The organism is Diaphorobacter sp. LI3 (assembly GCF_022807955.1).
GTDB lineage: Bacteria > Pseudomonadota > Gammaproteobacteria > Burkholderiales > Burkholderiaceae_C > Diaphorobacter > Diaphorobacter nitroreducens.
In genome coordinates this window covers 1,032,335-1,058,047 of record NZ_CP094346.1, presented here as the reverse complement: position 1 = coordinate 1,058,047, position 25,713 = coordinate 1,032,335, and the positions used below count along the sequence as shown (strand labels likewise).

Sequence of the window (25,713 nt, the reverse complement as noted above, 5' to 3'; positions counted from 1 at the left end):
TTCTTGGCAACCAGGCCGGGACTCCCGCGGAGCCCGGCCTTTTTCACGCCCACCACCCCATGAACGACGATCAACTGCTGCGCTATTCCCGCCACATCCTGCTCGACGAGATCGGTATCGAGGGGCAGGAACGCATCCTGGCAGCCCACGTACTCGTCATCGGTGCCGGCGGTCTGGGCTCGCCGGCCGCGCTGTTTCTCGGCTCCGCAGGCGTGGGGACCCTGACGCTGGTGGACGACGACGTGGTGGACCTCACGAACCTGCAGCGCCAGATCGCCCATACCACGGCGCGCGTCGGCACGCCCAAGGTCGACTCCGCGGCCCAGGCCGTGCAGGCCATCAACCCCCTGGTTTCAGTGCGCACCGTGCGCCAGCGTGTGGACGCCGCCGCGCTGGATGGGCTGGTCAACGCCGCAGACGTGGTGCTCGACTGCACGGACAACTACCAGACGCGCCAGGCCATCAACGCCGCGTGCGTACGCCAACGCAAGCCCCTGGTGGCAGGCGCGGCCATCCGCTTCGACGGGCAGATTTCCGTGTACGACCCCCGCCGAGATGACACGCCCTGCTATGCCTGCCTGTTCTCGCCCACCGCCCGTTTTGAGGAGGTGCAATGCGCCACCATGGGCGTGTTCGCGCCCATGGTCGGCATCATCGGCACCATGCAGGCGGCCGAGGCGCTCAAGCTGCTCGTGGGGGTCGGAAGCTCGCTCGCTGGCCGGCTGCTGATGCTGGACGGGCGCGACATGCAGTGGACCGAAGTGCGCACCCTGCGCGACCCGGCCTGCCCCGTGTGCGGATCCCTGCACGCGCCAGCCGGGTAGGAATGCACCTACGGGCACTGCACCCGGCTGCTGGCAGAATCCGCCAGCCTGTTTTCATACAGTAGCGCCGATGCCCTATTTTTCGTTCCCGGCCGAACAGGAAGCACCGTGAAACTGCGCACGTACATCGTCGAAGACAACGCCACCATCCGCGAAAACCTGATCGGAACGCTCGAAGAACTGGCGGAGGTGGAAGCCGTCGGCATCGCCGAGACGGAGGACGAGGGCAAGGAGTGGCTTACCTCGCACACCTCCCAGTGGGACCTGGCCATCGTGGACCTGTTCCTACGCCAAGGCAGCGGGCTGGGCGTGCTAGCCGCCTGCCGCAACCGCCTGTCAGCGCAGAAGATGGTGGTGCTGAGCAACTACGCGACACCCGACGTGCGCATGCGCTGTGCGCAGCTGGGGGTGGACGCCGTGTTTGACAAATCCAACGAGATCGAGGCGCTGGTGGACTATTGCATCGAACACAGCAACAGCACGCAGCGGGCAGCTGCTAGTTCAGCGGCCACCAATTGACGGCGCTGCGCGGGCCCCATCTGCACTTTGACACGCGCCCATCCTTACTCTCAAACCTCTGCACAAAGCACAAGGGCCAGTCAGTGACTGGCCCTTGTGCTTTGTGCGCTTTGCGCTCAATCGATGAGCTTGTTCTTGAGCGCGTAGTACGTCAGATCGCTGTTGGAGGACAGCCCCATCTTTTCCATGAGCCGCGTGCGGTAGGTGCTCACGGTCTTCACGCTCAGCGACAGCGACTTGGCGATGTCACCCGCCGTCTCGCCCTTGGCCAGCTTGAGGAACACCTGGAACTCGCGCTCCGACAGCTGCTCGTGGGGCGGCGCATCGTCCTTGCGGTTGAGCTGCTGGGCCAGCAGGTCGGCCACGGACGGGGTCAGGTAGCGGCGCCCCAGGGCGATGGTGCGGATGGCCTCCACGATCTCCTTGGGCTCGCATTCCTTGTTCAGATAGCCGCTCGCACCCTGTCGGATCAGATTGATCGCATAGTGCTCCTCGGGGTAGCCGCTGAGGATCAGGATGCCCATGTCGGGCGCCTTGGCGCGCAGCATGGCCAACGCATCCAAGCCGCTCTGGCCGGGCATGGACAGGTCCATCACCAGGACGTCGATCTCATGAACGCGCACCAGATCGATGGCTTCCCTGCCGTTGCTTGCCTCGCCAACGACCCGCAGGTCCACATGTTCCGAGAGAAATTGGCGCAGCCCGGCACGGACTATCGCATGGTCATCCACAATGCCAATCTTGATCATTGAGCCTTCTTTCAAGAGGAGAGCGCCTTGCTCCCCGGTAAGGTATGGTCTGAAGATCTGCCCATCTGCTCTGCATTGCACTAGCATGGCAGCGCAGGCCGATGATATGCATTTTCAACCGTGCCCTGCCAGTCCCCTTGGAGAAGCCCAAGCATGAGTTGGTCCCGTTTGCGCAAGATCGCCGTCAGTCTGCCGCTGGCATTGCTGGCTGTGGCCCTGCTGGTCGGCATCAACGAAACCGGGTACATGCGCTCGCACGCGGCCGTGGGCGACCTGGCCCGCTCGCACGCCACGCGCGCTGCGCTCGACCGGCTTCTGCAGAACATGCTCAACGCCGAGACGGGGCTGCGCGGCTACCTGCTCACCGGCGACGAGCGCTATCTGCAGCCCTACGAGCAGGCGGTCGCCACCATCAATACCAACCTTGATGAGCTGCGCCAGACCTACCGGCACGCACCGCAGGACCTGGACGACTTTTCCCAGCTGTCGCAGCAGATCACGCGCAAGCTTTCCGAACTCGACCTCAGCCTCAAGCTGCGCCGCCAGGACAACGACGACGCCTGGAAGTTCGTGCTCTCCACCGACGTGGGCAAGGAGAACATGGATGCCATTCGGGCGATCGCAGCCCGACTGGTGGCGCGCAGCGCCCAGCAAACGGAACACAGCACGCAGGAGATCCTGCATTCGCTGATGCTCTCGCGCATCGGCATCGCCGCCGTGGCGGTGGTGGGGCTGCTGGCGTTCTACCTGTACCTGCGCCAGACCAGCGCCTTGCAGGCTGCGCATGCGCGCGAGCAGGAGGTGTTGGCGCGCGAACGCGACCGACTGGAGCAGTTGGTACGTGAACGCACTGCCGCGCTCTCCGAGTTGGCCAGCCATCTGCAGCAAGTACGCGAGGAAGAGCGCGCACACCTGGCGCGCGAGCTGCACGACGAGCTGGGTGCTTTGCTCACGGCCGCCAAGCTGGACGTGGCGCGCCTGAAGTCGCGCATCGATTTGCACACCCCCGAGAACGCCGAGCGCGTGCAGCACCTCACCGAAACGCTCAACAGCGGCATCGCGCTCAAGCGGCGCATCATCGAGGACCTGCGCCCTTCGTCGCTCTCCAATCTCGGGCTCACCACGTCGCTGGAAATCCTCACGCGCGACTTCGCGCAGCGCAGCAACCTGCAGATAGACACCAGCCTGGAGTCCGCCAAGCTGTCCGACGCAGCGCAGCTCACCGTCTACCGGCTGGTGCAGGAGTCGCTGACCAACATCAGCAAGTACGCCAACGCGCGCAAGGTGCTGGTGTCGGTCCACAGCTATCCCAACCATGTATCGGTACAGGTGCGGGATGACGGCGACGGGTTCGACATCTCAAGCATCGCCCCCGACGCGCATGGTCTGTTCGGCATGCGCCACCGTGTCGAGGCGGCGGGCGGCAAGCTCACGGTCACGTCCACGCCCGGCGAGGGCACCCTGGTCAGCGCCGTGCTGCCGCACACGCTGACCTGACGCGTTCGCAGCCCTGCGTCCGGGCTGCTCATCTGATCGGTGGCGTCCTACAGCGGGGTGCGCCAGCCACCGGCACTCATGCAACGCCAGCCTCCCTACAGTCAAGCCATGTGCTCAGGCGCATTCGCAACCACCCGGCGCACCGCGCCGAAAACAAGGAGCTGGTTATGTTGCATTACGCAGTGGTATTCCTGGTCATCGCCTTGGTGGCCGCCCTGTTCGGATTCGGAGGCATCGCCGCCGGCGCCGTGGGCATCGCGAAGATCCTGTTCTTCGTGTTCGTGATCATGGCGGTTGTGACCTTCGTGCTCAGCTTGTTGAAGAGGGGCTGATGCCCCAGCAACCTGGCCCGCCAGGCAGATGCCACCACAGAAAGGAACTCCCCCAATGACGATCCAAACCACCACCCAGAAGGCGGTAGAGACGGCGCACAACGTGGCCGAAGGCGTGTTCGACAAGGCGTCCGAAACACTGCAGTCCACCCGCCGGATGACCAATGAGTCCATCGACAAGGCCGAGACCCGCATGCAGCGCATGCAAGAGGGCGTGGACCCGATGATCGACGACCTGGCCGCCAAGGCGCAGGATCTGGCCACGCGCGGCATTTCGTACTGCGCGCACACCGGCGAACGCGCGCGGCGCCAGTTCCACCAGGCTGCGGACGCCACGAACCGCTACGTCGCGGAACAACCCGGCAAGTCCCTGCTGATCGCCGCAGCCGCGGGCGCCGCCTTTGCCACTGCGCTGATGTGGACACGCCACCGCGGCGAGCGTTATTGAGACTACCGCAGGAACCGACCCGATGATGCACAGCGATACCCACGCCAGCGCGCTTCAGCTTGACGAAGCCGCGCTGCGCCAGGCAGCCACCGCGGATCTGGACGAAGGCGCCGTGACGCCCGCGTACGGCCCACACCGCGATGCCATCATTGCCCTGCTCAACGACGCTCTGGCGACCGAGTTGGTCTGCGTGCTGCGCTACAAGCGGCACTATTTCACGGCGGACGGCCGCGAGTCGCCGGCGATCGCCGCAGAGTTCCTGGTGCACGCCAACGAGGAGGCAGCCCATGCCGATCTGCTCGCCCAACGCATCGTGCAGTTGGGCGGATCGCCGGACTTCTCCCCTTCTACGCTACTGTCGCGCAGCCATGCGCAATACGATGAGTCGTCCGATTTGCAAGACATGGTGCGCGCCAACCTGGTAGCGGAGCGCATCGCGGTGGAGGCCTATCGCCAGATGATCCAGTTGATCGGCGACAAGGATCCCACCACGCGGCGCATGCTCGAAGGCATCCTGGCCGACGAGGAAGAGCATGCGGATGAACTGAAGGACTGGCTGCACCGCTAGCCTCCCTTTCCCAACCGTTGAGGCCACCGGAGGGTGCAACAGGCCGCAGCGGGGTTATCCCAGCACCCGTGTTTTCAACCATAACCCAAGGACACAACCATGAAATACGCACGTGCCATCGCCTTTTCCCTGCTTGCAGGCGCCACCATCGTTTCCACCGGCTGCTCGGTAGCACGCAACCAGCAAACCGTGGGCTCCTACATGGACGACGCAGGTATCACCACCGCCGTGAAGGCCAAGATGGCAGAGGACAAGAGCGTCTCTGCCACCGCCATCAGCGTGGAGACGCTGAACGGCACCGTCCAGCTCTCGGGCTTTGCCAAGACCCAGGCCGAGAAGGACCGCGCCGAAGCCATCGCGCGCAACACCAAGCATGTGCGCGAGGTGCGCAACAGCATCGTCGTGCGCCCCTGACGCACACGACTGCGCAGGAACGCCGCCCTCTGGGCGGCGTTTTTTTTCACTGGCACGTGAGGCGCACTACCTGCGTCAGAATCCCTACGCATGCGACTGTTCCACTGCGGCCAATGCGGCTCCCTCGTGTTCTTCGAGAGCGTGCAATGCGTGCACTGCGGCTGCACGCTGGCGTTCTCTCCCGAAGACATGGCCATGTTGGCGCTCGCGCCTGCGGACGACGGCGACCACGCCCTGTCGCGCACCTGGCAGCGCGTTCCTACACGCGGCAGCGACGGTACTGCGCCACCGGCCCACTACCAGCTATGCACCAACCGCACCACCTACGGCGCCTGCACCTTTGCGCTACAGGCCGCAGATGCCCAGGCGCACGGCGGGCTGTGCGCCGCCTGCCGCCGGACGCGCGTGCTACCGGACCTGTCCCTGCCCGACAACCTGCGCCGCTGGTCGCAGATAGAGAGCGCCAAGCGGCACCTGTTCTACACGCTGGCGCGCCTGGGACTGTTGAGCACGCAGCAGCCCGGGCCGGTGTATGAATTCCTGGCGGACGTGGCGGGCGCGCCGCCCGTCATGACGGGGCATGCCCAGGGTGTCGTGACCCTCAACGTGGCCGAGGCCGATGACGACGAGCGCGCGCGCCGGCGCCAGGCCATGCATGAGCCCTACCGCACGCTGCTGGGTCACCTGCGGCATGAATCCGGCCACTACTACTGGGAAGAGTTGGTGCTGCGCGCCGGGCATGTGGAGGCCTTCCGCGCACTCTTCGGCGACGAGCGGCGCGACTACGCCCAGGCGCTGCAGGCGCACTACCAGCGTGCCCCCCTGCCCGCTGCGCAATGGCAGCCGCAGCACGTCAGCGCCTATGCCGCCGCGCACCCCTGGGAGGACTGGGCCGAAACGTGGGCGCATTACCTGCACCTGGTCGATCTGCTGGAGACGGCCGCCAGCTTTCAGACCCACATGGCCATTCCCGGCACGACACCCGACCACGCGCAGCACTACGCCATGCCCGACCCGTTTGCACAGCCGGCGCCCGGTTTTGATGCCATGGTCTCGGCGTGGATGCCGCTGACGCTGTTACTCAACAGCCTGAACCGCAGCATGGGCCAGCGCGATGCCTATCCGTTTGCCCTGTCCACGGGCGCGCTGCGCAAGCTGCGCTTCGTGCACGACACCGTGGCGCGGCGCTGATCACGCCGCGGCGGTGCGGCCCAGCTTGTGCAAGAGGCGCTCGTGCACGCCGGGCGAGACAAACTGCGCCACGTCGCCGCCCAGCGTGCCGATCTCGCGCACCAGCGTACTGCTGATGAACTGGTACTGGCTCGCGGGTGTGAGAAACACCGTCTCGACGCCGGGCACCAGCGCGCGGTTCATGCCGGCAAGCTGGAACTCGTAGTCGAAGTCCGTGCCCGAGCGCAGCCCGCGCACCATGGCCGTGCCGCCGCGCGCGGCAGTGAACTCCGTCACCAGCCCCTCGAAGGACTCGACCTGCACCTGCGGACAGTCGGCAAGCGCCTGGCGCGCCATCTCCATGCGCTCGTCCAGGCTGAACAGGGTTTTCTTGTGGTGGGCAATGGCCACGGCCACGATTACGCGGTCGAACAGTCTTGCCGCGCGGCGCACCAGATCCTCATGCCCCAGCGTGATGGGGTCGAAGGTTCCGGGATAAACGGCGAGCACATGCACCATGGCGTGGGGTCTCCTTGCAGTGGCGGAGCCCGCACGGCCCCGTGGGGCGGATTATGCAGCGCACGCCTGCCCATGGGCCATTGAAGCCAAATCAGCCTCCAGCGCCCTACCAACAAGCGCGAGCAGCTCCTATATCAATAGCAATCAGGCTTTGTGGAGCAGGTGCGCATGCACGGCCCCGGCCTTCAGGTGCCGGTGCAGCGCCAGCCCCAGCGGGCCAAGCTGCTCCTGCATCCAGGCCGCGGGGGCCTCCAGGTAGATGAAGCCGTCGGGCGCCACGGCCTGTGCGGCGGCCTGCAGCGCAGGGGCGAACAGCTCGCCGCCAAACGGCGGGTCGATGAGCAGCAGGTGCATGCTGGCCGGCGTGCACTGGCGCAGCGCGGCCACGCCGTCGCCCCGCTGTACGCGCACGGCGCTCGTGTGCAGGCGCTGGCGCAGCGTCTCCAGCTGTGCGGCCAGTGCGGCGTCGCCCTCCACCAGCAGCACGCTGGCCGCGCCGCGCGATGCGGCCTCGAAACCCAAGGCGCCTGTGCCGGCAAAGGCATCCAGGCAGCGCCAGCCCGTCAGGTCCTGGCCCAGCCAGTTGAAAAGCGTTTCGCGCACGCGGTCGGGCGTGGGGCGCAGTCCGGGCTTGTCCAGCACGGGCAAGCGCGTGCGTTTCCACTGCCCGCCGATGATGCGCACCTCGCCGGCGCCCTTGGCGGGCGCACGCACTGCAGTACGTGTGGCTATGCGCGGGGCGGCTGGCGCCGCGGCACGCCGGTTCATGGCCGGGCCTTTGCCGTGTCGGCCGGCTGCGCGCCCACGGTGACGGTCACCATGCGCTCGGGCTGCAGCTTGCGCTGCAGGGCGGCGCGGATGTCGGCCACGGTAAGGGCCTCCACGCGGTCGGTCCAGTGCTCCAGGTAGTCCAGCGGCAGGTCGTTCCAGGCGATGTTGACCACGTTGGCCAGCAGCTTGCGGTTGCTGTCGATGCGCAGTGCAAAGCCGCCGACGAGGTTGTCCTTGGCGGCGCGCAGTTCGGCCTCGGTGGGTCCTTCGGCCACGAAGCGCGCGAGCACGTCGCGCGTGACCTGCACGGCCTGGGCGGCCTGGTCGGGCCGGGTCTGCAGGCCGACGACGAAGGCCCCGGCGTTCAAGCCAGGCGAGAAGCTGCTGCCCACGCTGTAGGACAGGCCGCGCTTCTCGCGCACCTCATTGGTCAGGCGCGAGGTGAACCCACCGCCGCCCAGGATGTGGTTGCCCACCAGCAGCGCGAGGAAGTCCGGATCCCGCCGCACGAAGCCCGGCTGGCCGATGAGCACATGGGCCTGTGCCGAAGCGAAGGACACATCCTCCTGCACGGCGCGTGCCAGCGGCTGCACCTCGGCCACGGCTGGCAACGGCGCGCAGGCCCCGGCCTGGGGCACAGGCAGGCGCGACAGCAGCGTCTGCACCAACGTCTGCGCCTGGGAACGCGTGAGGGCTCCCACGATGCTCACCCGCGCACGGCAGGCCTGCAGGTACTGGGCATGGAAAGCCTGCAGATCGGCCGGCTGGATGTTGTTCAGTGTCTCGGCCGTGGCGCGCTGGCCGTAAGGGTGGCCGCCGAACACTGCGGCGTTGAAGGCCTTGCTGGCCACGGTGCCGGGGCGTGTGTCGGCCTCCTTGATGGCGGCGCTCCAGCGCGCCCGCTCGCGCTGCCACACGTCCGGTGCATAGCTGGGCTGGCCCAGCTGGCGCGCGGCCAGGCGCGCGGCACGGTCCAGCAGATCGGGCTCGGTCAGCGAGCGCAGCGAGAACGCCAGGCCGTCGCGCTCGGCGCCCGCCTCGAAGCTGGCGCCCAGGTCGGCCCAGGCCTCGCCCAGGTCGTTCTCGTCCATCGGGGGCTCGTTCGGCCCGCCCGCGGTCACGCCTTTGGAGCTCATGAGCGCGGCCGCCGCGGCCAGGCCCGCCTGGGCCGCAGGGTCGCGGCGCGCGCCGGCATCGAAGTCCACCTGCACGTCCACCATGGGAATGGCCGGGCTTTCCACCAGCCACACGCGTGCGCCGCTGGGCTCGGTCCAATGCTGGATGGGCAGGAGCGCCCAGGCAGATTGGGTATAAAAAATGGCTCCAGCGCCTATCAGAAAAGCGCGAGCAGCTATCGTTTTAAGAGTTTTGTACATCGCTGACACCTTGGCTCAATGCACGCGGCCACCGGCAGCGTCGGGTGCTGGGGCAGCGCGCTTGGCACCGGCCGCCACGGGCTGGGGCAGCAGCGTGGCAACGGTGAGCTGATCGTCGCCGAAGTAACGCGCCGCCACGGATTGCACCTGCTGCGGCGTGACCGCGCGCAGCAGCTTGAGCATGCGCTCGTCCGCGTCCAGCGGCAGGCCCTGCACCCAGTTGCTGCCCAGATCGCTGGCCTGGCTGTAAAGCGAATCGCGCGCGTAGATGGTGGAGGCCGCCCACTGCGTTTTCACGCGCGAGAGCTCGGCCTCGCTCACGCCCTCGCGCGCCACGCGGGCCACCTCGGCGCGCAGCGCCTCCTCGACCTGGGCCGAGGTCTTGCCCGCGGCGGGCACGCCGGTCATGAGAAACAGCGCCGGCCCGCGTCCGAGGATGGACGCCTGGCTGTCCGCGCCGTCGGCCACACGGTCCGCACCCTGCGTGAGGGCTCGCTCCAGGCGCGCGCCGTCGTAGCCGCTGAGCACGGCCGACAGCACCAGCAGCGCCAGGCCGTCACGGTCGGCATCGGTCATGTCGTCCAGGCGCGTGACGCCCGGCACGCGGAAGGCCAACGCCACGTAGGCCTGCTCGGCCGGCGCCTTGAAGGCGATGCGGCGCAGGCCCTGCTGCGCCGGCTCGGTGCGCGGCTTGCGCGCTGGTAAGGCACGTGCGGGAATGGTGCCGTAGGTCTTCTCCGCCAGGGCCAGCACCTGCGCCGGGTCCACGTCACCCGCCACCACCACGGCGGCATTGTCGGGCACGTACCAGTCGCGGTGAAAGCGGCGCACGTCGTCGGGGGTCATGGAGTCCAGATCGCTCATCCAGCCCACCACCGGGCGACGGTAGGGCGAAGCGATGAAGGTGGAGGCGAACAGCTGCTCGATGAGCGCGGCGCGCGGCTGGTCCTCGGTGCGCATGCGGCGCTCTTCCTTGACGACCTCGATCTCCTTGGTGAACTCCGCGTCGGGCCACTGGTTGTGGGCGAAGCGGTCGGATTCCAGCCGCATCACGTCGGCCAGCCGGTCGGCCGGTATCTGCTGGTAATAGCCGGTGTAGTCGCGGCTGGTGAAGGCGTTCTCCTGCCCGCCCAGCGCCGCCACGCGGCGCGAGAACTCGCCCGGCGGCACGGCCTTCGAGCCCTTGAACATCATGTGCTCCAGCACATGCGCCACGCCCGAGGTGCCGTCCACCTCGTCCATGGCGCCTACGCGCAGCCAGACCATGTGCACCGCCGTGGGCGCGCGCCGGTCAGGCTGCACGATGAGCTGCATGCCGTTCTTCAGGGTGAATTGCTGCGCACCGCTGGCCGAGGTGGCCTGGGCGTGCGCCGCCGCGGCAGACGCAGCAGGTGGGGACTCATGCGCCGGGTTTTGCGCCCAGGCGTGCAGACAGGCCAGCAGGCCCACAAGGGTGATAGCGCGTTTCATAGAATGGCTGCGATTCTAAGAACCCGCCAATGTTCAGTTTTTTCAAGAAGAAACCGCCCGCCCCCACCGAACCCGCCCTTGCACCCGAGGACGTGGCCAGCCCTGCGGCACCACCCGCGGCCGAAGCCCCTGCCAGCGGCGGCGCATTCGGCTGGCTGCGCAAGCCCTTTGGCGCAGGCGCCACCAGCGTGCCGGAGCCGGCTGCCCCTTCGGCCGGCGCCCCCGCAGCCATCGACGCGCCCCTTGCCGTCCCCGAGCCCACCCCGAAGCCCGAGGGCGCACGCCAGGGCTGGATGGACCGGCTGAAATCCGGCCTGCGCAAGACCGGCAGCAGCATCGCGACCGTCTTCACGGGCACGCAGATCAACGAGGCGCTGTACGACGAGCTGGAGGAAGCCCTGCTCATGGCCGACACCGGGGTGAAAGCCACGCAGCACCTGCTGGAGGACCTCAAGCGCCGCGTGAAAGAAACCAAGACCACCGAGCCTGCTGCCGTAAAGGGACTGCTGGCCGATGCGCTGGCCGACCTGCTGCGGCCGCTGGAAAAGCCCCTGGTGATCGGCGAGCACACACCCACCGTGATCATGGTGGCCGGCGTGAACGGCGCGGGCAAGACCACCTCCATCGGCAAGCTCACCAAGCATCTGGCCGACCATGGCGAGAGCGTGCTGCTGGCCGCCGCCGATACCTTCCGCGCCGCGGCGCGCGAGCAGTTGGGTGTCTGGGCCACGCGCAACACGGTGGAGATCGTCAGCCAGGAAGGGGGCGACCCTGCCGCCGTGAGCTTTGACGCCGTTACCGCCGGCCGCGCGCGCGGCAAAGATGTGGTGCTGGTGGACACTGCCGGCCGCCTGCCTACGCAGCTGCACCTGATGGAAGAGCTGAAGAAGATCCGCCGCGTGGTCACCAAGGCCGATGCCAGCGCCCCGCACGAGGTGCTGCTGGTGATCGACGGCAACACCGGCCAGAACGCGCTGGCGCAGGTGCGCGCGTTCGACGACGCGCTTCAACTCACCGGCCTGATCGTCACCAAACTGGATGGCACGGCCAAGGGCGGCGTGCTGGCCGCCATCGCGCAGGAGCGGCCCGTGCCCGTGTACTTCATTGGCGTGGGCGAGAAGGTGGAAGACCTGGAGACCTTCAGCGCACGCGAATTCGCCCAGGCCCTGCTGACCTGAGATAGTTACCCCCTGTGGGCGGATGCAGGCGGCATCCGCCAGTCATGGCTTCAACGCGGCGCTTGACCAGCCCCGGCTATCGAGGCCGGGCCCACCTGCTGCGCCACCCACAGCACATAGTCCTGCTCTGCCTGCACGGCGTGGGTGAGCAGTTGCGGCACTTCGTAGGGGTGCTGGGCACGCAGCCATTCCCGTAAGGCGGGCGCGGCAGACAGCAGCGTCTTGCACACCAGCCGCCACTCTGCTTCCGCCTGCTGTACCCCCTGCCAGACATAGTGCGAGGTGATGGCCTCCACCTGCACGCAGGCGGCCAGGCGCGCCTGGACAGCGCCGCTGGCCAGTCGGTGTGCGGCGGCGGCGTCGCCCACGGTGGTGGTCACAACGGCGATCTGTGCGTCTCGGGAAGAGGTCATGATTGAAGTCTGGCACAAGGCGTACCTGCACAATGGACCCTTGACGCGCGGCGAAGCAGCCCCACCTGCGTTTTAAGGGCCGTCGTTGCGCCTCTTGGTGGTTATTTCCTACATCCGTAGGGGAACTATGCCTTTAGCACTCTCTCCAATGGAGTGCTAATATGATTTGCATGGAAGAAAGGACTACCGATATGGCACTCCAGACTGCAACCTCCGTGACGACCCTCGCGCCCGCGAACCCGTGGGCGCTGGTTCCCCCGCTGGGCAACCTGGACGCCTATATCTCCGCCGTCAACCGCCTTCCCCTGCTCACGCAGGAGGAGGAGCAGCGCTACGCGCGCCAGCTCAAGGATGACAACAATGTCGAGGCTGCCGGCCGCCTGGTGCTGTCGCACCTGCGCCTGGTCGTGTCCATCTCGCGCCAGTACCTGGGTTACGGCCTGCCGCATGGCGACCTCATCCAGGAGGGCAACGTGGGCCTGATGAAGGCCGTCAAGCGCTTTGACCCTGACCAGGGCGTTCGCCTGGTGAGCTACGCCATGCATTGGATCAAGGCCGAGATCCACGAGTACATCCTGAAGAACTGGCGCATGGTCAAGGTGGCAACGACCAAGGCGCAGCGCAAGCTGTTCTTCAACCTGCGCTCCATGAAGCAGGGCTTCAAGGCCGACGCGCTGGACGCCGACACGCACCGCGAAACCTTATCCGATCACGAGATCGACCTGGTGGCCGAGCAGCTCAACGTGAAGCGCGAGGAAGTCATCGAGATGGAAACGCGCCTGTCCGGTGGCGACGTGCTGCTGGACCCCGCTCCCAGCGACGATGGCGAGCAGGCCTTTGGCCCCATCGCCTACCTCGCCGACGCGGGCCATGAGCCCACCGCCATGATCGAGTCGCGCCAGCGTGACGCGCTGGCCACGGACGGTATTGCCACCGCCCTGGACAGCCTGGACGCACGCAGCCGCCGCATCGTGGAGCAGCGCTGGCTGCAGGTGAACGACGATGGCTCGGGCGGCATGACACTGCACGAGTTGGCGGCCGAGTACGGCGTGAGCGCGGAGCGCATCCGCCAGATCGAGGTGGCCGCCATGAAAAAGATGAAGAAGGCGCTGGCCGAGTACGCCTGAGCCTTCGCCCAGCAGCCCGGATCGCGGGCAGATAATCCAGGCGCGCAGCCCTCACCGGCTACGCGCCTTTTTCTTTGCCGGCGGGGCCGCACCTGGCTGCCCGGCCCAGACTGGAGATCGCCACCCATGTTCCCCCACCCCCTCGCCCGCCGCGGCCTGCTGGCACTGGCCCTGGCTTCGGCCTGCGGCGCCGCCGTGGCCCAGAAGGATGCCGCGCCCGCCACCCCCGGCTGGCCTGCCAAGCCCCTGCGCATCATCGTGGGCTTCCCACCGGGTTCTTCGCCCGACCTGACGGCGCGCACCTTCTCCGAGCCACTGTCCCAGGCCCTGGGCCAACCCGTGGTCGTGGAAAACAAGGTGGGTGCGGGCGGCAACATCGGCGCCGATGCGGTCGCCAAGGCGCAGGACGGCCACACCATCGGCCTGTTCATCAACGGCAACCTGACGATCGCCAAGCTGCTCAACGCACACGTGCCCTACGACCCCGTGAAGGATTTCGCGCCGCTGTCGCTGATCGGCGTATCGCCCCTGGTCCTGACCGCTCCCGTGAACCAGCCCGACGTGCCCGCGGGCGCCGACGCACGCGCCTTCCTGCAGGCCGCGCGCACCGCGGGCGACCGCTGGAGCTACGGCACCCCCGGCGTGGGCACCGTGGGCCACCTGGGCACCGAGCTGCTCAAGGCGCGCACCGGCATTGCACCGGTGCACGTACCCTACCCCGGCTACCCGCAGGTGGCCACCGCCATGCTGAGTGGCCAGTTGCAAATGGCGCTGCTGCCGCCCGCGCTCGCGCAGGCCCAGGCACGGGCAGGCAAGCTGCGCCTGATCGGCGTGACCTCCGCGGGCCGCAGCACGCTGGCGCCTGAGGTGCCCAGCCTGGCGGAGGCCGGCGTGCGCGATTTCCAGCTGGAGATCTGGAACGCCTTTGCCGCACCCGCGTCCATGCCCGCCCCGGTGCGCGCACGGCTGTCCCGCGTGATCGGTGAGATCGCCCGCAGCCCGGAAGTGCGCGCCAAGCTGTTCCAGCAGGGCTGGCAGGCCATTGGCTCCTCGGCCGAGGGGCTGGCCAACCGGATCCAGGCCGACACGGCCACCATGAGCCGCGTCATCCGCGAACAAGGCATCCGCGCCGAGTGACCGCGCACCGTCGCAGCGCGGCGGCCACGCCGGTAAGGGCCGGCGTGGGGCGCGCAGTGCAGGCACTTGGTCCCAAACGTTGACCTAGGTCACGGGGCAGGACGGCCCCGCCTTGCACACTCTCCGCCAATCCCCAGCACTCCGAGGCCGTTGACCGGCCCTCCGCGAGGCGCTACGGTATTCATAGCTTCCACCGCCTGCCAGACAAGCGCTGAAGCCCATTTTGGCTTGTACTCATGACCGACCATCCGTCCTCCGGCGGCCATACCTGCAACGACTGCGCCTGCCAGCAGCAGTGCCTGCTGGGCCGCCTGGACCCGCAAACGCGCGCGGGCTGGCGCGGGCACCTGACGGAGCGGCGCTTTCGCAAGGGCGAGATGCTGCAGCGCCAGGGCGAGAGCATCCACAGTGTGCAGGTGGTCAAGATCGGTACGCTGCTGGTGCAGCGCCGCGGCGACGATGGAGTGGAGCACCCCGTAGGCATGGCGGGCTGCTGCGAGGCCCTGGGCGCCCCCGCGCTGCTGCAGCAGCCGGCGGACCTGTCCTACGTGGCGGTCACGCCGGGGCGCGTCTGCCAACTGGACCTGGCGCCCCTGCTGGGGGCGGGCCGCCAGTCCCAAGGCGAATTCCTGCTGGAACTGGCGCGCGAACAACTGAACGCCAACGCGCGCCTGGCCGACTGGGGCCGCATCGCCCGCATCCGCGGCGTGGTGGGCCAACTGGCGGGCGCGCTGCTGCAACTGGCCGAGCTGCAGCGCAGCACGCTGGTGCGCCTGCCCAGCCATACGGTGCTAGCTGCCCTGCTCGCCACCACGCGCGAGTCCGTGGCGCGCGCCCTGGCGCTGCTGGCGCTCACGCGCGGCGGCCGCCGCTCGGCGGCCAACCTGTACCAGGCGCGTGCGGCTGCGCGCACCGCCCCTGCGGCGCAAGCGCCGGTGCACGCCGCGCTGTAAGCCAGCATCGCTGCCGGCACCTCAGCCCAGCGCACCTTCCGCCGCCATGTCGGCACCGGCCGCGTACAGCAGGGCCACGTCGTCAGGCGCCAGCGCCTTGGCAAACAGCCAGCCTTGGTAGCAGGCGCACTGCATCTCGCGCAAAAACTGCAGCTGCTCGCGCGTTTCCACGCCCTCCACGACCACCCGCAGCCCCATGGTGTGCGCCAGCGCGACCACGGCGCGCACCAGCGTGGTGTCGCCTCCGCTGGCAGGTACGTTGCGCATGAATTCCCGATCCACCTTGATGTGCGACACCGGCAGGCGCTTGAGGTAGGCCAGCGACGAGTGGCCCGTGCCGAAGTCGTCCAGCGCCACGGCCACGCCCAGCGCGCGCAGCTCGTTCAGCACCTGGCAGGCCTGCTCGGGGTCGGCCAGGGCTTCGGACTCGGTCACCTCCAGTTCCAGCAACTCGGGCGGGACATGGTGGGTGCGCAGGTTGCGCGCCACCTGCTCGACGAGGTCGGTCTGCCGCAGCTGCTGGGCGGACAGGTTCACCGCCACGCGCAGACGCATGCCCTGGCGCTCCCACGCCGCGATCTGGCGACAGGCCGCGGCCATGACCCAGGCGCCCAACTCCAGGATCAGTCCCGTGGCCTCCGCCACGGGTACGAAGCGCTCGGGCGACACCTCGCCCAGCTGCGGGTCGTGCCAGCGCAGCAGGGCCTCCACACCCACCATGCGGTTGGTGGCCACCTCGACCTGCGGCTGGTAATGCAGCGTCAGCCCGCCGTAGGCCAGCGCCAGCTTGAGCCGGTCGTGCAACTGGATCTTCTCGGCCATCTTGCGGCCCATGGACGGGGCGTAGAACGCGAAGTTGGCGCGCCCGCGGTGCTTGGCGTGGTACATGGCCATGTCGGCATAGCGCAGCAGCGTGGCGGCGTCGCCCGCATCCTGCGGGCACAGCGCGATGCCCATGCTGGCGCCGAAGTTCAGTTCGAACCCCTGCACGCGGCAGGGCACGCACAGCGCCTGCATCAACCGCGCGGCCACGCACTCGGCCTGCGCGGCGCAGGCCACCCCGGGCAACAGCACGGTGAACTCGTCGCCGCCCAGGCGCGCAAGGATGTCGCCCGTGCCCAGCGCACCCCGCAGGCGCCGCGCCACCTCCTGCAGCACCTGGTCGCCGGCGGCATGGCCGTAGCCGTCGTTGATGGCCTTGAAGTCGTCCAGATCGAGCAGCAGCAGCGCGAAGGGCAGGCTTTGCGCTGCGCCCTGCTCCGCGATCGCCTGTTCCAGCCGCTGGCCGAACTTCCAGCGGTTGAGCAGGCCGGTCAGCGTGTCGTGCGTGGCCTGGTAGTGCATGCGCGCCTCCAGGCGCCGCAGGTCGGAGACGTCGCGCACAAAAGCCACCACCGTGCCCCCGTGGGCGGAGGAATGGCCGAGGGCGATGTCCACCGGCACCTGGCTACCGTCGCGTCGCTGCAACCACAGGTCGCGCCCCATGCCCATGGGCCGGCGGCTGGGAGACTGGTGGTAGCGCTGCATATGCTGGCCATGCTCGGGCCGCGCGTGCACCGGCACCAGCAGGTCGATGGACTGGCCGCACAACTGCGCGTTGGTGTAGCCGCTGATGGTCTCCATGGGGGCGTTGACCATGAGGATGCGGCCCTGTCGGTCGGCCAGCACGATGCCGTCGGGGGCCGCATCCATGGCAGCGCGCTCCAGCGTGCCAGCGCGCAGGCTGCCGATGCGCTGAAGGAAGGCCGCCGCACTGTCGTCGGCGGCGTCATCGGTCCGATGGGGCGGCGGGTGCGTCACGCCGTCCTCGGACCGGGGGCGGGCGGCAGGGGCAAAGGAATCCATGGCGCGTCGGTAGGGCGTCGGTAGGTTGAGGCCGTGGCCGGCGCCTGCGCCATCACCGTCGATGCGCATGGCGACCAGCCACTGCGCACTCTAGGCAGGCGCGGCGCTCTCCTGGCGCCTATTGCCACCCAAGGTGACGCGCACGTCAATCCAGGCCCTACGGGCAATGTGGTTTTTGCCACACGCCAGCCCCTGGGCGCGTGGAGCGCGTGGAATCAGCGCGTTTCGTCCAGCAGCGCGCGCACGTCGGCCGCCAGGCTCTGTGCCCCACTGCCGTAGCGGTGGTACACGCGCAGGCGGCCGGCAGGGTCATAAACATAGCTGCCGGCGGAATGGTCCATGGTGTAGCTCGTGGGGGTCTGGCCCTCCACGCGCTTGTAGTAGATCTTGAAGTCCTTGGCCACGGCGGCCAGTTGCTCGGGCGTGCCGCGCAGCGCGAGGAAGCTGGGATCGAAGTTGGCCATGTAGGCCTTGAGTACCTCGGGCGTGTCGCGCTCGGGGTCCACGCTGACGAAGATGCCTTGCAGCTTGTCGCCGTCCGCGCCCAGGGCGCGCTTGACGTCGGCCAGTTCGGACATCGACGTGGGGCAAACGTCCGGGCACTGCGTGTAGCCGAAGAACACCACCACCACCTTGCCCGCGAAGTCCTTGAGGCTGCGCTGCTGGCCGTTGTGGTCGGTCAACTGCAGGTCGCGCGCGTACTCGGCGCCCGTGAGGTCCACCCCCTGGAACTTGGGCGCCTTCGGAGAACATGCGGCAAAAGTGCCTGCAACGCCCATCCAGAGAGCGCCAGCAGCTATTTTTTTCAGAGCATCACGTTTATCCATAAGCTTGCTTCACAGGAGGTAGTGGTCCACCAGCAGCGCCGCGAACAGCAGGCTCAGGTGGATCAGCGAGAAACGAAAGGTCTTGCGCGCCAGCGTGTCGGAGTAGTCGCGCCACAGCCGGAAGCCGTACAGGCAAAAGCCCGCGCTCAGCACCACGGCGGCTGCAAGGTAGGTCCACGAACTCATACCGTACACGAAAGGCATGAGGCAGCCTGCGAACAGGATCAAGGTATAGAGAAACACCTGCAGGCGCGTGAACTCGTTGCCGTGGGTGACGGGCAGCATGGGCAGGCCGGACTTGCGATAGTCCTCCACGCGGTACAGCGCCAGTGCCCAGAAATGCGGCGGCGTCCACAGGAAGATGATGAGGAACAGGATCAGTGCCTCGGGGCCCACCTCGCCGGTCATCGCGGCCCAGCCCAGCACGGGCGGCATGGCGCCGCTGGCGCCGCCGATCACGATGTTCTGCGGCGTGAGCGGCTTGAGGATCACCGTGTAGATCACCGCATAGCCGACAAACGTGGCGAAGGTCAGCCACATGGTCAGCGGGTTCACCCACCAGTACAGCAGCGCCGAGCCCGCCGCACACAGCAGCGCCGAGAACAGCAGCGTCTGCGTGTTGGACAGCTCGCCCTTGGCCGTGGGGCGCCAGGCCGTGCGCTTCATCTTGGCGTCGATGCCCTGCTCCACGATGCAGTTGAACGCCGCCGCCGCACCGGCCACGAGCCAGATGCCCGCGCTGGCCACGGCCATCAACGCCCACTGCGCGCCGCTGGGCATGCCCGGCACGGCCAGCACCATGCCGATGAAGGCGCAGAACACGATGAGCTGCACCACGCGCGGCTTGGTCAGCGCGTAGAACTGGGACAGCCGCGACGGCAGAGCGCGCGGCGCTGTGGCGGCGGGGGCGGGAGCAGGAGCGGCACTCATGCGGAAACTCTCTTGACGGAATCGGCACCGGCGCGCGGCTGCGAAGCCGTGGCGCCGGCGGTGGCGCGGCTGGCCGTGAGCGCCCAGGTCAGCACCACCACCAACGCGGCAGCGCCGCCCGTGTGCAGCACGGCGGCCACCAGCGGCCAGTCCAGCACCACGTTGGACAGGCCGGTGACAAACTGCAGCAGCGCCAGGCCTGCGAGCCAGCGCGCCGGGTCGCGCAACACGCCCGCGCGGCGCAGGCGCCAGGCCAGCAGCGCCAGCGCCGCCAGCACCAGGTAGGCCGCGAGCCGGTGCACATAGTGGATGGCCGTGAGCCCGGCGAAGCTGATGTGGCTGCCGTCCTGCAGCAGGCCCAGCGCGCGCCAGACCTGAAAGCCCTCGGCAAAGGCCATGTCGGGCCACCAGCTGCCCTGGCACTGCGGAAAGGTGGTGCAGGCCAGCACCGCGTAATTGGTGCTGACCCAGCCGCCCAGCACGACCTGCAGCGCCACCAGCGCCGCCGTCACGCCCAGCAGCCAGCGCAGGCCGCGTGGCAGCGCCACGGGCACCACGCCCCGCGTCATCTGCGTCTGGCGCACGGCCTGCACGCACAGCAGCGCCAACAGCACCAGCCCGCCGATGAGGTGCAGCGTGACGATGGCGGGGAACAATTTCATGGTCACGGTGAGCGCGCCGAAAGCGCCCTGCAGGCACACCCACACCAGCGTGGCGGTGGGCCACCAGGGGCTCAGCGCAGGCGCCGCCCCTGCCAACTGAGGCAACTGTGCGGCTGCGCGGCGTTGGCGCCACGCGCCCACGGTGAGCGCGATGATCAGCACGCCCACGCCGGTGGCAAGGTAACGGTGGATCATCTCCACCCAGGCCTTGCCGTGGGTGACGGGGCCGGTGGGCATGGCTTCCTGTGCGGCCGAGATCTCCGCACGCGCGCCCACCGGGCTGGCGTTGCCGTAGCAGCCCGGCCAGTCGGGGCAGCCCAGGCCGGAGTCCGTCAGGCGCGTGAAGGCGCCGAACAGCACCAGGTCGAAGGTGAGGAACAGCGTGAGCACGGTGAGCGCCTGCAAGCGCCGCACCGGTGTGCCGCCCCGCCCGCGCCACCACACCCAGGCCAGCGGGCCCAGGGCGATCACGATGCCCAGGGCCATCAGCTCCAGGGCCGGCGCCAGGTCGTACAGCGGCTGCATGTCCGTCACGGGGCCTCCTGCAAGCGGCCCGGCTGATCCCATGATGCCGAGGCGCGCAGCAGCCGGTCCAGGTCGCGCTTGGCCTTGGCCGCGCCAGCGCGGTCCAGCCGCGCGGGAAAGCGCATCATCCAGTGGCCCTGCGGGTCTACGACGTACAGGTGTTCTTCCAGCGCATGGCCGGGCGCGGGTTGCAGCCAGGTGGCCAAGGTGGCGGCATCCACGCGGCGCACGGTGGCGCCCTGCAGGCCGGGGGCGATCTCCGCCGGGGGCACGGCGCCGTCGGACACCAGCCAGACCCAGTCCATGCGCTCCTTCTCGCGGCCCATGGTTTCGCGCAACTGGCGCTGCAGGTACAGGTTGTTGCGGCAGCCGTCGTCGCAGGCGCCGGGTGCGACGCTCACCAGCAGCCACTGGCCACGCAGCTCGCCCAGCGTATGCGCCGTGCCGTCCAATGCGGTGGCTGCGGCCTGCGCGGGCAAGGCGCGCTGGGGTTCGATGAGCTCACCAAAGTTGCGCCGGCCCTCGGGACGCAGCACGTAATAGGTGAAGTACGAAGCGATCACGGGCGCCGCGCACACCAGCAACAGCCCCAGCATCTGCCAGCGGCCGCTGCGCGAGCGCTGCAGCGCCGCCATGGCATCGCCGGCCTGGGGCAGGCTGTGCACCGTGAGGCCCAGCGGCTGCTGGCCGCCGGTCTCAGGCACCACGCTGGCGGCCTGGGCGAAGGAAGCGTCGGACGAATTGGAACCAGACATAGAGGATTGCCACCAGGCCGCAAAGCCCGAACCATTGGAATGCGTAGCCGTAATGCTTGTCGACGCCGCTGTCGATGGGCGCCCAGTCGCGCTGCAGCCCGTCGCTGGCGGCGCCGGTCTGCACGACGGTCAGGGGCGCCAGCGCCAGGCCGGTCTCGGCCCCATAGGCGGCCAGGTCCAGATTTTGCCGGATGCGCGAAAACCCCTCGCCCTGGGCGGTGGGGGTGAACTCGTACAGCCGCGCCGGCGGGCCGGCGAGCCGCCCCTCCAACTGCACCGGTCCGGCAGGGGTGGTGATCTCCGGCAGGCGCGTGCGCTCCAGGAAGTTGCGCGGCGCCCAGCCGCGCTGTACCAGCACCACGCGCGGGCTGTCCGCCAGTTGCAGGGGCGTGAACACGAAAAAGCCCGGACGCCCGTACATCTGGCGGTTCTCCAGGAACACCGTGGCCTCGGGCAGCCACTGGCCGCGCAGCTCGGCGCGGCGGTGCAGCAGCGGCGCGGTGGCCTCCTGCGATGCCGACTGCAGCGCCTGTGCCAGTTCGGCACCCTGCAGCGGTGCGCGGGACTGGCGTTCGTCCATGGCCGCCTGCAGCGCGGTCTTCTGCGCGGCACGCGACAGTTGCCAGCGGCCCAGCGACGCGGTCACCACCATGGCGACCAGCGCCGCGAGGGTCACCAGCCAGAAGCGCAGGCCGAAGGGTTGTCGGGCAGGGTTCACCGGATAATGGGCCTCATGAAGATTCTGGTGGCATTGGCGTTTCTCGCCATCATCGCAAGCCTGGGCTCGGCGCTGTTTTTCATGATGCGCGGCAAGGGCGACGACCGGCAGCAGGGCAAGCGCATGGCCCGCGCGCTGGGGCTGCGCGTGGGGCTGTCCATCGTGCTGTTCCTGTGCCTGCTGCTGGCCTGGAAGCTGGGGTACATCCAGCCAACCGGGCTGCCCGCCGCAGTGCGCTGAGGCGCACGCCGATGGCCATAAAAAAAGTGAGCACCTTGCGCTTGTTGCACAGGGATTTCAATAGTTTTTATATCTAAAGTGCTTATCTATCAAGCGCAGGCAGCTCCTGTTTTTGAAGCAACCACCTCCGCGTAAAAAAAGCGCCTTGCGGCGCTTTTTCCCGATCCGGAGACGGGATTACATCCAATACACCAGGATGTACAGGCCCAGCCAGACCACGTCCACGAAGTGCCAGTACCAGGCCGCGCCCTCGAAGCCGAAGTGGCGCTCGGCCGTGAAGTGGCCGCTGTGCAGGCGCAGCGTGATGAACAGCAGCATCAGCATGCCCACGAACACGTGGAAACCGTGGAAGCCCGTGAGCATGAAGAACGTGGAGCCGAACACGCCCGAGGTGAGCTTGAGGTTCAGGTCGGTGTAGAGGTGGAAGTACTCGTAGCCTTGCACGCACAGGAACACGAAGCCCAGCAGCACCGTGACCCACATGAAGCCGATCGTCTTGGCGCGCTGGCCTTCGCGCAGCGCGTGGTGGGCGATGGTGAGCGTGACGCCCGACGTCAGCAGCAGCGCGGTGTTGATGGTGGGCAGCCAGAATGGGCCCACGGTCTGGAACGGCTCCACGGTGTTGGCCGGAGAGGCGGTCGCCCCGGCCGCCAGGCTGGGCCAGACGGCCTTGAAGTCGGGCCACAGCAGCGCATTGTCCAGGCTGCCCAGGGCCGGCACGGAATGCGCACGCGCCCACCACAGCGCGGTGAAGAAAGCGCCGAAGAACATCACCTCCGAGAAGATGAACCAGCTCATGCTCCAGCGGTACGAGATGTCGATCTTGCGGCCATACAGCCCGCCCTCGCTCTCGCGCGCGGCATCGCGGAACCACTGGTACAGCACGAACAGCCACCACGCCAGGCCGAAGGCCAGCGAATACTTGCCCCAGTCATGGCCGTTGATCCACTGGCTCGCGCCGAGGAGGACAAAGAACAACCCCGCCGCCGCCAGCACGGGGTGGCGAGACTCCGCGGGGACGTAGTAGTAAGGCGTCGTGCCGTGGGTAGATGCACTCATTTCAGCTCCTCGTTCTCAAAGTTCTCGGTTGTCTCGTTGTTATCAGCGGCGGCAGGCCTCAAGCAATCCAGTTCACCAGTCCGATCAGCAGCAGCACCAGCACAAACAGAGCGACCAATCCCACGAACACGATGTGCAGCGGCTGCAGCGTCTCCTGGTCGCGCTGGTACTGATCCCCCTTGCGCAACCCGATCAGCGACCATGCCACGGCACGCAGGGTGCGCAACAGCGATCCCTTGCGCGGCGGACGCGGGGGCGTGGGGCTCATGAACCGGCCTCCGCGGAAGTCGCCGGCAGTGCGGCGGCCGTGGACTGGGGCGCGGCCGGCGTCTTGCCGCCGACTTCGAAGAAGGTGTAGGACAGCGTGATCGTGGTGACGTCCTTGGACAGGCGCGGGTCGATCACGAAGGCCACGGGCCATTCCTTCTTCTCGCCGGGCTCCAGCGTGTATTGGTTGAAGCAGAAGCACTCCAGCTTGGTGAAGTGGGCGGCCGCCTGGCGCGGCGCATAGCTGGGGATGGCCTGCGCGGCCATGCGGCGGTCCTGCACGTTCTGGAACTCGTACATCACTGTGGCCAGCTCGCCCGGGTGCACCTGCACGGAGCGCTGCGCGGGCCGGAACTGCCACGGACCACGCGCGTTCGCATCGAACTCCACAGTGATGAGGCGGGTCTTGTCCACCTGGCTGTTGGCGGGCACCTGGGCGTTGCGACCGGCCGTGCCGTTGCCGGGCACCTGCCGCTCCGACAGCGACAAGATGTTGATGCCCGTCATCTCGCAAATGTGCTTGTAGATCGGGATCAGCACGTAGCCGAAGGCGAACATGCCGACCGTCACCACGGCCAGCTTGCCCACCATCTTTAGGTTTTCGCTACGCGCACCCATGGTCCCGCCCTTTCGTCAATGCAGCCAGGCGATCTTCACCATGAAGCCGATGAAGAACACCGCCGCCACCGACGCCAGGATCAGCGCCATGCGCAGGTTGGATTTTTTTTGCTCCGGCGTGGTCATGGCGATCTCCCGGAATGTCAGCCGATCACCCGCGTGGCCGTAGCGTCCAGCTTGGGCGGCACTTCAAAGGTGTGGAACGGCGCGGGCGACGGCACTTCCCATTCGAGGCCTTCAGCGGCTTCCCAGGGCTTTTGCGGCGCCTTCACGCCCCGCCCGCGCATGGCCGGCAGCACGACGAACAGGAAGAAGTACACCTGCATCAGTCCAAAGCCCAGTGCCCCGACGGACGCCAGCGCGTTGAAGTCGGCAAACTGCATGGGGTAGTCGGCATAGCGGCGCGGCATGCCCGCCAACCCCAGAAAGTGCATGGGGAAGAAGGTGATGTTGAAGGTGATCAGCGAGCCCCAGAAGTGGATCTTGCCGCGCGTCTCCGAGTACATGATGCCCGTCCACTTGGGGCTCCAGTAGTAGTAGGCCGAGAACATGGCGAACAACGAACCGGCCACCAGCACGTAGTGGAAGTGGGCCACCACGTAGTAGGTATCCTGCAGCTGGATATCGATCGGCGCCATGGCCAGGATCAGGCCCGTGAAGCCGCCGATGGTGAACACGAAGATGAAGCCCACGGCCCAGAGCATGGGCGTTTCGAAGGTCATGGAGCCGCGCCACATGGTCGCCGTCCAGTTGAAGATCTTCACGGCCGTGGGCACGGAGATCAGCATCGTGGCGTACATGAAGAACAGCTGGCCCGTGACTGGCATGCCCGTGGTGAACATGTGGTGCGCCCACACGATGAACGACAGGATCGCGATGGACGAGGTGGCGTACACCATGGAGGCGTAGCCGAACAGCTTCTTGCGGCTGAAGGCGGGCACGACCTGGCTGATGATGCCGAAGGCCGGCAGGATCATGATGTACACCTCGGGGTGGCCGAAGAACCAGAAGATGTGTTGGTACATCACCGGGTCGCCGCCGCCGGCCGGATTGAAGAAGCTGGTGCCGAAGTGGCGGTCGGTCAGCGTCATGGTGATCGCGCCGGCCAGCACGGGCATCACGGCGATCAGCAGGTAGGCCGTGATCAGCCAGGTCCAGGCGAACATGGGCATCTTCATGAGCGTCATGCCCGGGGCGCGCATGTTCAGGATGGTCACGATGATGTTGATCGAGCCCATGATGGAACTGGCGCCCAGGATGTGCATGGCGAAGATACCCACGTCCATGGACGGCCCCATCTGCAGCGTCAGCGGCGCATACAGCGTCCAACCCGCGGCAGGCGCGCCACCCGGCATGAAGAACGACGACACCAGCATGATGGCCGCGGGGATCATCAGCCAGAAGCTGAAGTTGTTCATGCGTGCGAACGCCATGTCGGACGCGCCGATCTGCAGCGGGATCATCCAGTTCGCGAAACCCACGAAGGCCGGCATGATGGCGCCGAACACCATGATCAGCCCGTGCATGGTGGTGAGTTGGTTGAACAGCTCGGGGTTCACCACCTGCAGCCCGGGCTGGAACAGCTCGGCACGGATCAGCAGCGCGAGCACGCCGCCGATCATCAGCATGGTGAACGAGAACAGCAGGTACAGCGTCCCGATGTCCTTGTGGTTGGTGGCAAACACCCAACGGCGCCAGCCGGTGGGGCCGTGGTGGTGGTCACCGTGGTCGTGTGCGTGGCCGCCGGCGTGCCCGTGATTGTCCAGAACTGCGCTCATGTTCGATTCCTCAATGCGTTGGGC

Annotated in this window: 31 protein-coding genes; 14 read left to right on the top strand and 17 right to left on the bottom strand. The window is 67.7% G+C overall.

Annotated elements, in window-relative coordinates:
* The first annotated feature begins 59 nt into the window (after positions 1–59).
* The gene (locus MRB47_RS04950) at positions 60–824 is read left to right on the top strand and encodes a HesA/MoeB/ThiF family protein (RefSeq protein ID WP_123676200.1); all 765 of its coding nucleotides are present in this window, start codon (positions 60–62) and stop codon (positions 822–824) included.
* 108 nt (positions 825–932) lie between these two features.
* Positions 933–1,343: a response regulator gene (locus tag MRB47_RS04945; protein ID WP_015914142.1), complete on the top strand. Its 411-nt coding sequence runs from the start codon at positions 933–935 to the stop codon at positions 1,341–1,343.
* Between the two features lie 116 nt (positions 1,344–1,459).
* Here the strand turns inward: MRB47_RS04945 and MRB47_RS04940 are convergent, their stop codons facing one another.
* Positions 1,460–2,020, bottom strand: a complete 561-nt coding sequence (locus MRB47_RS04940; protein ID WP_252102586.1) for a response regulator transcription factor — start codon at positions 2,018–2,020, stop codon at positions 1,460–1,462.
* Between MRB47_RS04940 and MRB47_RS04935 the strand changes: the two genes are divergently transcribed.
* The 7 genes from MRB47_RS04935 (at position 1,955) to MRB47_RS04905 (ending at position 6,542) form a co-directional block, all read left to right on the top strand.
* Positions 1,955–2,095 carry a hypothetical protein gene (locus MRB47_RS04935; protein WP_252102660.1) on the top strand — a complete coding sequence of 47 codons (141 nt, stop codon included), beginning with the start codon at positions 1,955–1,957 and terminating at the stop codon, positions 2,093–2,095. The two genes, MRB47_RS04940 and MRB47_RS04935, sit on opposite strands and share 66 nt — an antisense overlap.
* Before the next feature lie 150 nt (positions 2,096–2,245).
* Positions 2,246–3,589, top strand: coding sequence for a CHASE3 domain-containing protein (locus MRB47_RS04930; protein WP_015914144.1), 1,344 nt, complete (start codon positions 2,246–2,248; stop codon positions 3,587–3,589).
* A 167-nt stretch (positions 3,590–3,756) separates the two neighbouring features.
* On the top strand, positions 3,757–3,921 hold the full coding sequence (locus MRB47_RS04925) for a DUF1328 domain-containing protein (protein WP_011806609.1): 165 nt from the start codon (positions 3,757–3,759) through the stop codon (positions 3,919–3,921).
* A 55-nt stretch (positions 3,922–3,976) separates the two neighbouring features.
* The gene (locus tag MRB47_RS04920) at positions 3,977–4,369 is read left to right on the top strand and encodes a hypothetical protein (RefSeq protein ID WP_252102063.1); all 393 of its coding nucleotides are present in this window, start codon (positions 3,977–3,979) and stop codon (positions 4,367–4,369) included.
* A gap of 22 nt (positions 4,370–4,391) precedes the next feature.
* On the top strand, positions 4,392–4,937 hold the full coding sequence (locus tag MRB47_RS04915; RefSeq protein WP_011806611.1) for a bacterioferritin: 546 nt from the start codon (positions 4,392–4,394) through the stop codon (positions 4,935–4,937).
* Positions 4,938–5,036: 99 nt separating this feature from the next.
* The gene (locus MRB47_RS04910) at positions 5,037–5,351 is read left to right on the top strand and encodes a BON domain-containing protein (protein ID WP_015914146.1); all 315 of its coding nucleotides are present in this window, start codon (positions 5,037–5,039) and stop codon (positions 5,349–5,351) included.
* 90 nt (positions 5,352–5,441) lie between these two features.
* Entirely contained in the window at positions 5,442–6,542 is a 1,101-nt protein-coding gene (locus MRB47_RS04905; RefSeq protein WP_252102062.1) for a putative zinc-binding metallopeptidase, read from the top strand.
* Here MRB47_RS04905 and coaD read toward each other — a convergent pair whose 3' ends face one another.
* The 4 genes from coaD to MRB47_RS04885 all read right to left on the bottom strand — a co-directional run bounded on the left by coaD (position 6,543) and on the right by MRB47_RS04885 (position 10,657).
* Complete coding sequence (gene coaD, locus MRB47_RS04900) at positions 6,543–7,040, bottom strand: pantetheine-phosphate adenylyltransferase (protein ID WP_252102061.1); 498 nt, start codon at positions 7,038–7,040, stop codon at positions 6,543–6,545.
* 144 nt (positions 7,041–7,184) lie between these two features.
* On the bottom strand, positions 7,185–7,808 hold the full coding sequence (rsmD, locus tag MRB47_RS04895; protein WP_252102060.1) for a 16S rRNA (guanine(966)-N(2))-methyltransferase RsmD: 624 nt from the start codon (positions 7,806–7,808) through the stop codon (positions 7,185–7,187).
* The gene (locus tag MRB47_RS04890) at positions 7,805–9,187 is read right to left on the bottom strand and encodes a M16 family metallopeptidase (RefSeq protein ID WP_252102059.1); all 1,383 of its coding nucleotides are present in this window, start codon (positions 9,185–9,187) and stop codon (positions 7,805–7,807) included. The genes rsmD and MRB47_RS04890 overlap by 4 nt, the downstream gene beginning before the upstream one ends.
* A 15-nt stretch (positions 9,188–9,202) precedes the next feature.
* Positions 9,203–10,657 (bottom strand): M16 family metallopeptidase, encoded by a 1,455-nt coding sequence (locus tag MRB47_RS04885; RefSeq protein WP_252102058.1) that lies wholly within the window; start codon positions 10,655–10,657, stop codon positions 9,203–9,205.
* Positions 10,658–10,686: 29 nt separating this feature from the next.
* On the opposite strand from MRB47_RS04885, the gene ftsY reads away from it, so the two are divergent.
* Positions 10,687–11,835 (top strand): signal recognition particle-docking protein FtsY, encoded by a 1,149-nt coding sequence (gene ftsY, locus MRB47_RS04880; RefSeq protein ID WP_252102057.1) that lies wholly within the window; start codon positions 10,687–10,689, stop codon positions 11,833–11,835.
* Positions 11,836–11,885: 50 nt separating this feature from the next.
* Here ftsY and cutA read toward each other — a convergent pair whose 3' ends face one another.
* A complete protein-coding gene (gene cutA, locus MRB47_RS04875; RefSeq protein WP_252102056.1) occupies positions 11,886–12,248 on the bottom strand; it encodes a divalent-cation tolerance protein CutA in 363 nt (120 codons plus the stop codon).
* Positions 12,249–12,439: 191 nt separating this feature from the next.
* Between cutA and rpoH the strand changes: the two genes are divergently transcribed.
* The 3 genes from rpoH to MRB47_RS04860 all read left to right on the top strand — a co-directional run bounded on the left by rpoH (position 12,440) and on the right by MRB47_RS04860 (position 15,465).
* Positions 12,440–13,375: an RNA polymerase sigma factor RpoH gene (gene rpoH, locus MRB47_RS04870; protein ID WP_088888417.1), complete on the top strand. Its 936-nt coding sequence runs from the start codon at positions 12,440–12,442 to the stop codon at positions 13,373–13,375.
* Positions 13,376–13,501: 126 nt separating this feature from the next.
* Entirely contained in the window at positions 13,502–14,512 is a 1,011-nt protein-coding gene (locus tag MRB47_RS04865; protein WP_252102055.1) for a Bug family tripartite tricarboxylate transporter substrate binding protein, read from the top strand.
* Positions 14,513–14,748: 236 nt separating this feature from the next.
* Positions 14,749–15,465, top strand: a complete 717-nt coding sequence (locus tag MRB47_RS04860; protein WP_252102054.1) for a Crp/Fnr family transcriptional regulator — start codon at positions 14,749–14,751, stop codon at positions 15,463–15,465.
* Positions 15,466–15,486: 21 nt separating this feature from the next.
* Here MRB47_RS04860 and MRB47_RS04855 read toward each other — a convergent pair whose 3' ends face one another.
* From MRB47_RS04855 to MRB47_RS04830, 6 genes are all read right to left on the bottom strand, one after another.
* Positions 15,487–17,310, bottom strand: a complete 1,824-nt coding sequence (locus MRB47_RS04855) for a putative bifunctional diguanylate cyclase/phosphodiesterase (protein ID WP_252102053.1) — start codon at positions 17,308–17,310, stop codon at positions 15,487–15,489.
* A gap of 215 nt (positions 17,311–17,525) precedes the next feature.
* A complete protein-coding gene (locus tag MRB47_RS04850) occupies positions 17,526–18,089 on the bottom strand; it encodes an SCO family protein (protein ID WP_252102585.1) in 564 nt (187 codons plus the stop codon).
* A gap of 57 nt (positions 18,090–18,146) precedes the next feature.
* Positions 18,147–19,067 carry a heme o synthase gene (cyoE, locus tag MRB47_RS04845; RefSeq protein ID WP_252102052.1) on the bottom strand — a complete coding sequence of 307 codons (921 nt, stop codon included), beginning with the start codon at positions 19,065–19,067 and terminating at the stop codon, positions 18,147–18,149.
* Positions 19,064–20,263 (bottom strand): COX15/CtaA family protein, encoded by a 1,200-nt coding sequence (locus MRB47_RS04840; protein ID WP_252102051.1) that lies wholly within the window; start codon positions 20,261–20,263, stop codon positions 19,064–19,066. The genes cyoE and MRB47_RS04840 overlap by 4 nt, the downstream gene beginning before the upstream one ends.
* Positions 20,260–21,009: a hypothetical protein gene (locus tag MRB47_RS04835; protein WP_252102050.1), complete on the bottom strand. Its 750-nt coding sequence runs from the start codon at positions 21,007–21,009 to the stop codon at positions 20,260–20,262. Before MRB47_RS04835 ends, MRB47_RS04840 begins: the two co-directional genes overlap by 4 nt.
* Positions 20,951–21,727 carry an SURF1 family protein gene (locus MRB47_RS04830; RefSeq protein ID WP_252102049.1) on the bottom strand — a complete coding sequence of 259 codons (777 nt, stop codon included), beginning with the start codon at positions 21,725–21,727 and terminating at the stop codon, positions 20,951–20,953. Before MRB47_RS04830 ends, MRB47_RS04835 begins: the two co-directional genes overlap by 59 nt.
* A gap of 15 nt (positions 21,728–21,742) precedes the next feature.
* On the opposite strand from MRB47_RS04830, the gene MRB47_RS04825 reads away from it, so the two are divergent.
* Positions 21,743–21,967 (top strand): twin transmembrane helix small protein, encoded by a 225-nt coding sequence (locus tag MRB47_RS04825; RefSeq protein ID WP_015914161.1) that lies wholly within the window; start codon positions 21,743–21,745, stop codon positions 21,965–21,967.
* A 177-nt stretch (positions 21,968–22,144) separates the two neighbouring features.
* Here MRB47_RS04825 and MRB47_RS04820 read toward each other — a convergent pair whose 3' ends face one another.
* The 5 genes from MRB47_RS04820 to ctaD are packed head-to-tail and all read right to left on the bottom strand — an operon-like array spanning position 22,145 to position 25,689.
* Entirely contained in the window at positions 22,145–23,026 is an 882-nt protein-coding gene (locus MRB47_RS04820; protein ID WP_015914162.1) for a cytochrome c oxidase subunit 3, read from the bottom strand.
* 58 nt (positions 23,027–23,084) lie between these two features.
* Entirely contained in the window at positions 23,085–23,294 is a 210-nt protein-coding gene (locus MRB47_RS04815) for a DUF2970 domain-containing protein (protein WP_047349752.1), read from the bottom strand.
* Positions 23,291–23,911: a cytochrome c oxidase assembly protein gene (locus MRB47_RS04810; protein ID WP_088888409.1), complete on the bottom strand. Its 621-nt coding sequence runs from the start codon at positions 23,909–23,911 to the stop codon at positions 23,291–23,293. The genes MRB47_RS04815 and MRB47_RS04810 overlap by 4 nt, the downstream gene beginning before the upstream one ends.
* A gap of 15 nt (positions 23,912–23,926) precedes the next feature.
* Positions 23,927–24,037 carry a cytochrome oxidase small assembly protein gene (locus MRB47_RS04805; protein ID WP_011806633.1) on the bottom strand — a complete coding sequence of 37 codons (111 nt, stop codon included), beginning with the start codon at positions 24,035–24,037 and terminating at the stop codon, positions 23,927–23,929.
* Positions 24,038–24,054: 17 nt separating this feature from the next.
* Positions 24,055–25,689: a cytochrome c oxidase subunit I gene (gene ctaD, locus MRB47_RS04800; RefSeq protein WP_015914164.1), complete on the bottom strand. Its 1,635-nt coding sequence runs from the start codon at positions 25,687–25,689 to the stop codon at positions 24,055–24,057.
* Positions 25,690–25,713: the final 24 nt, after the last annotated feature.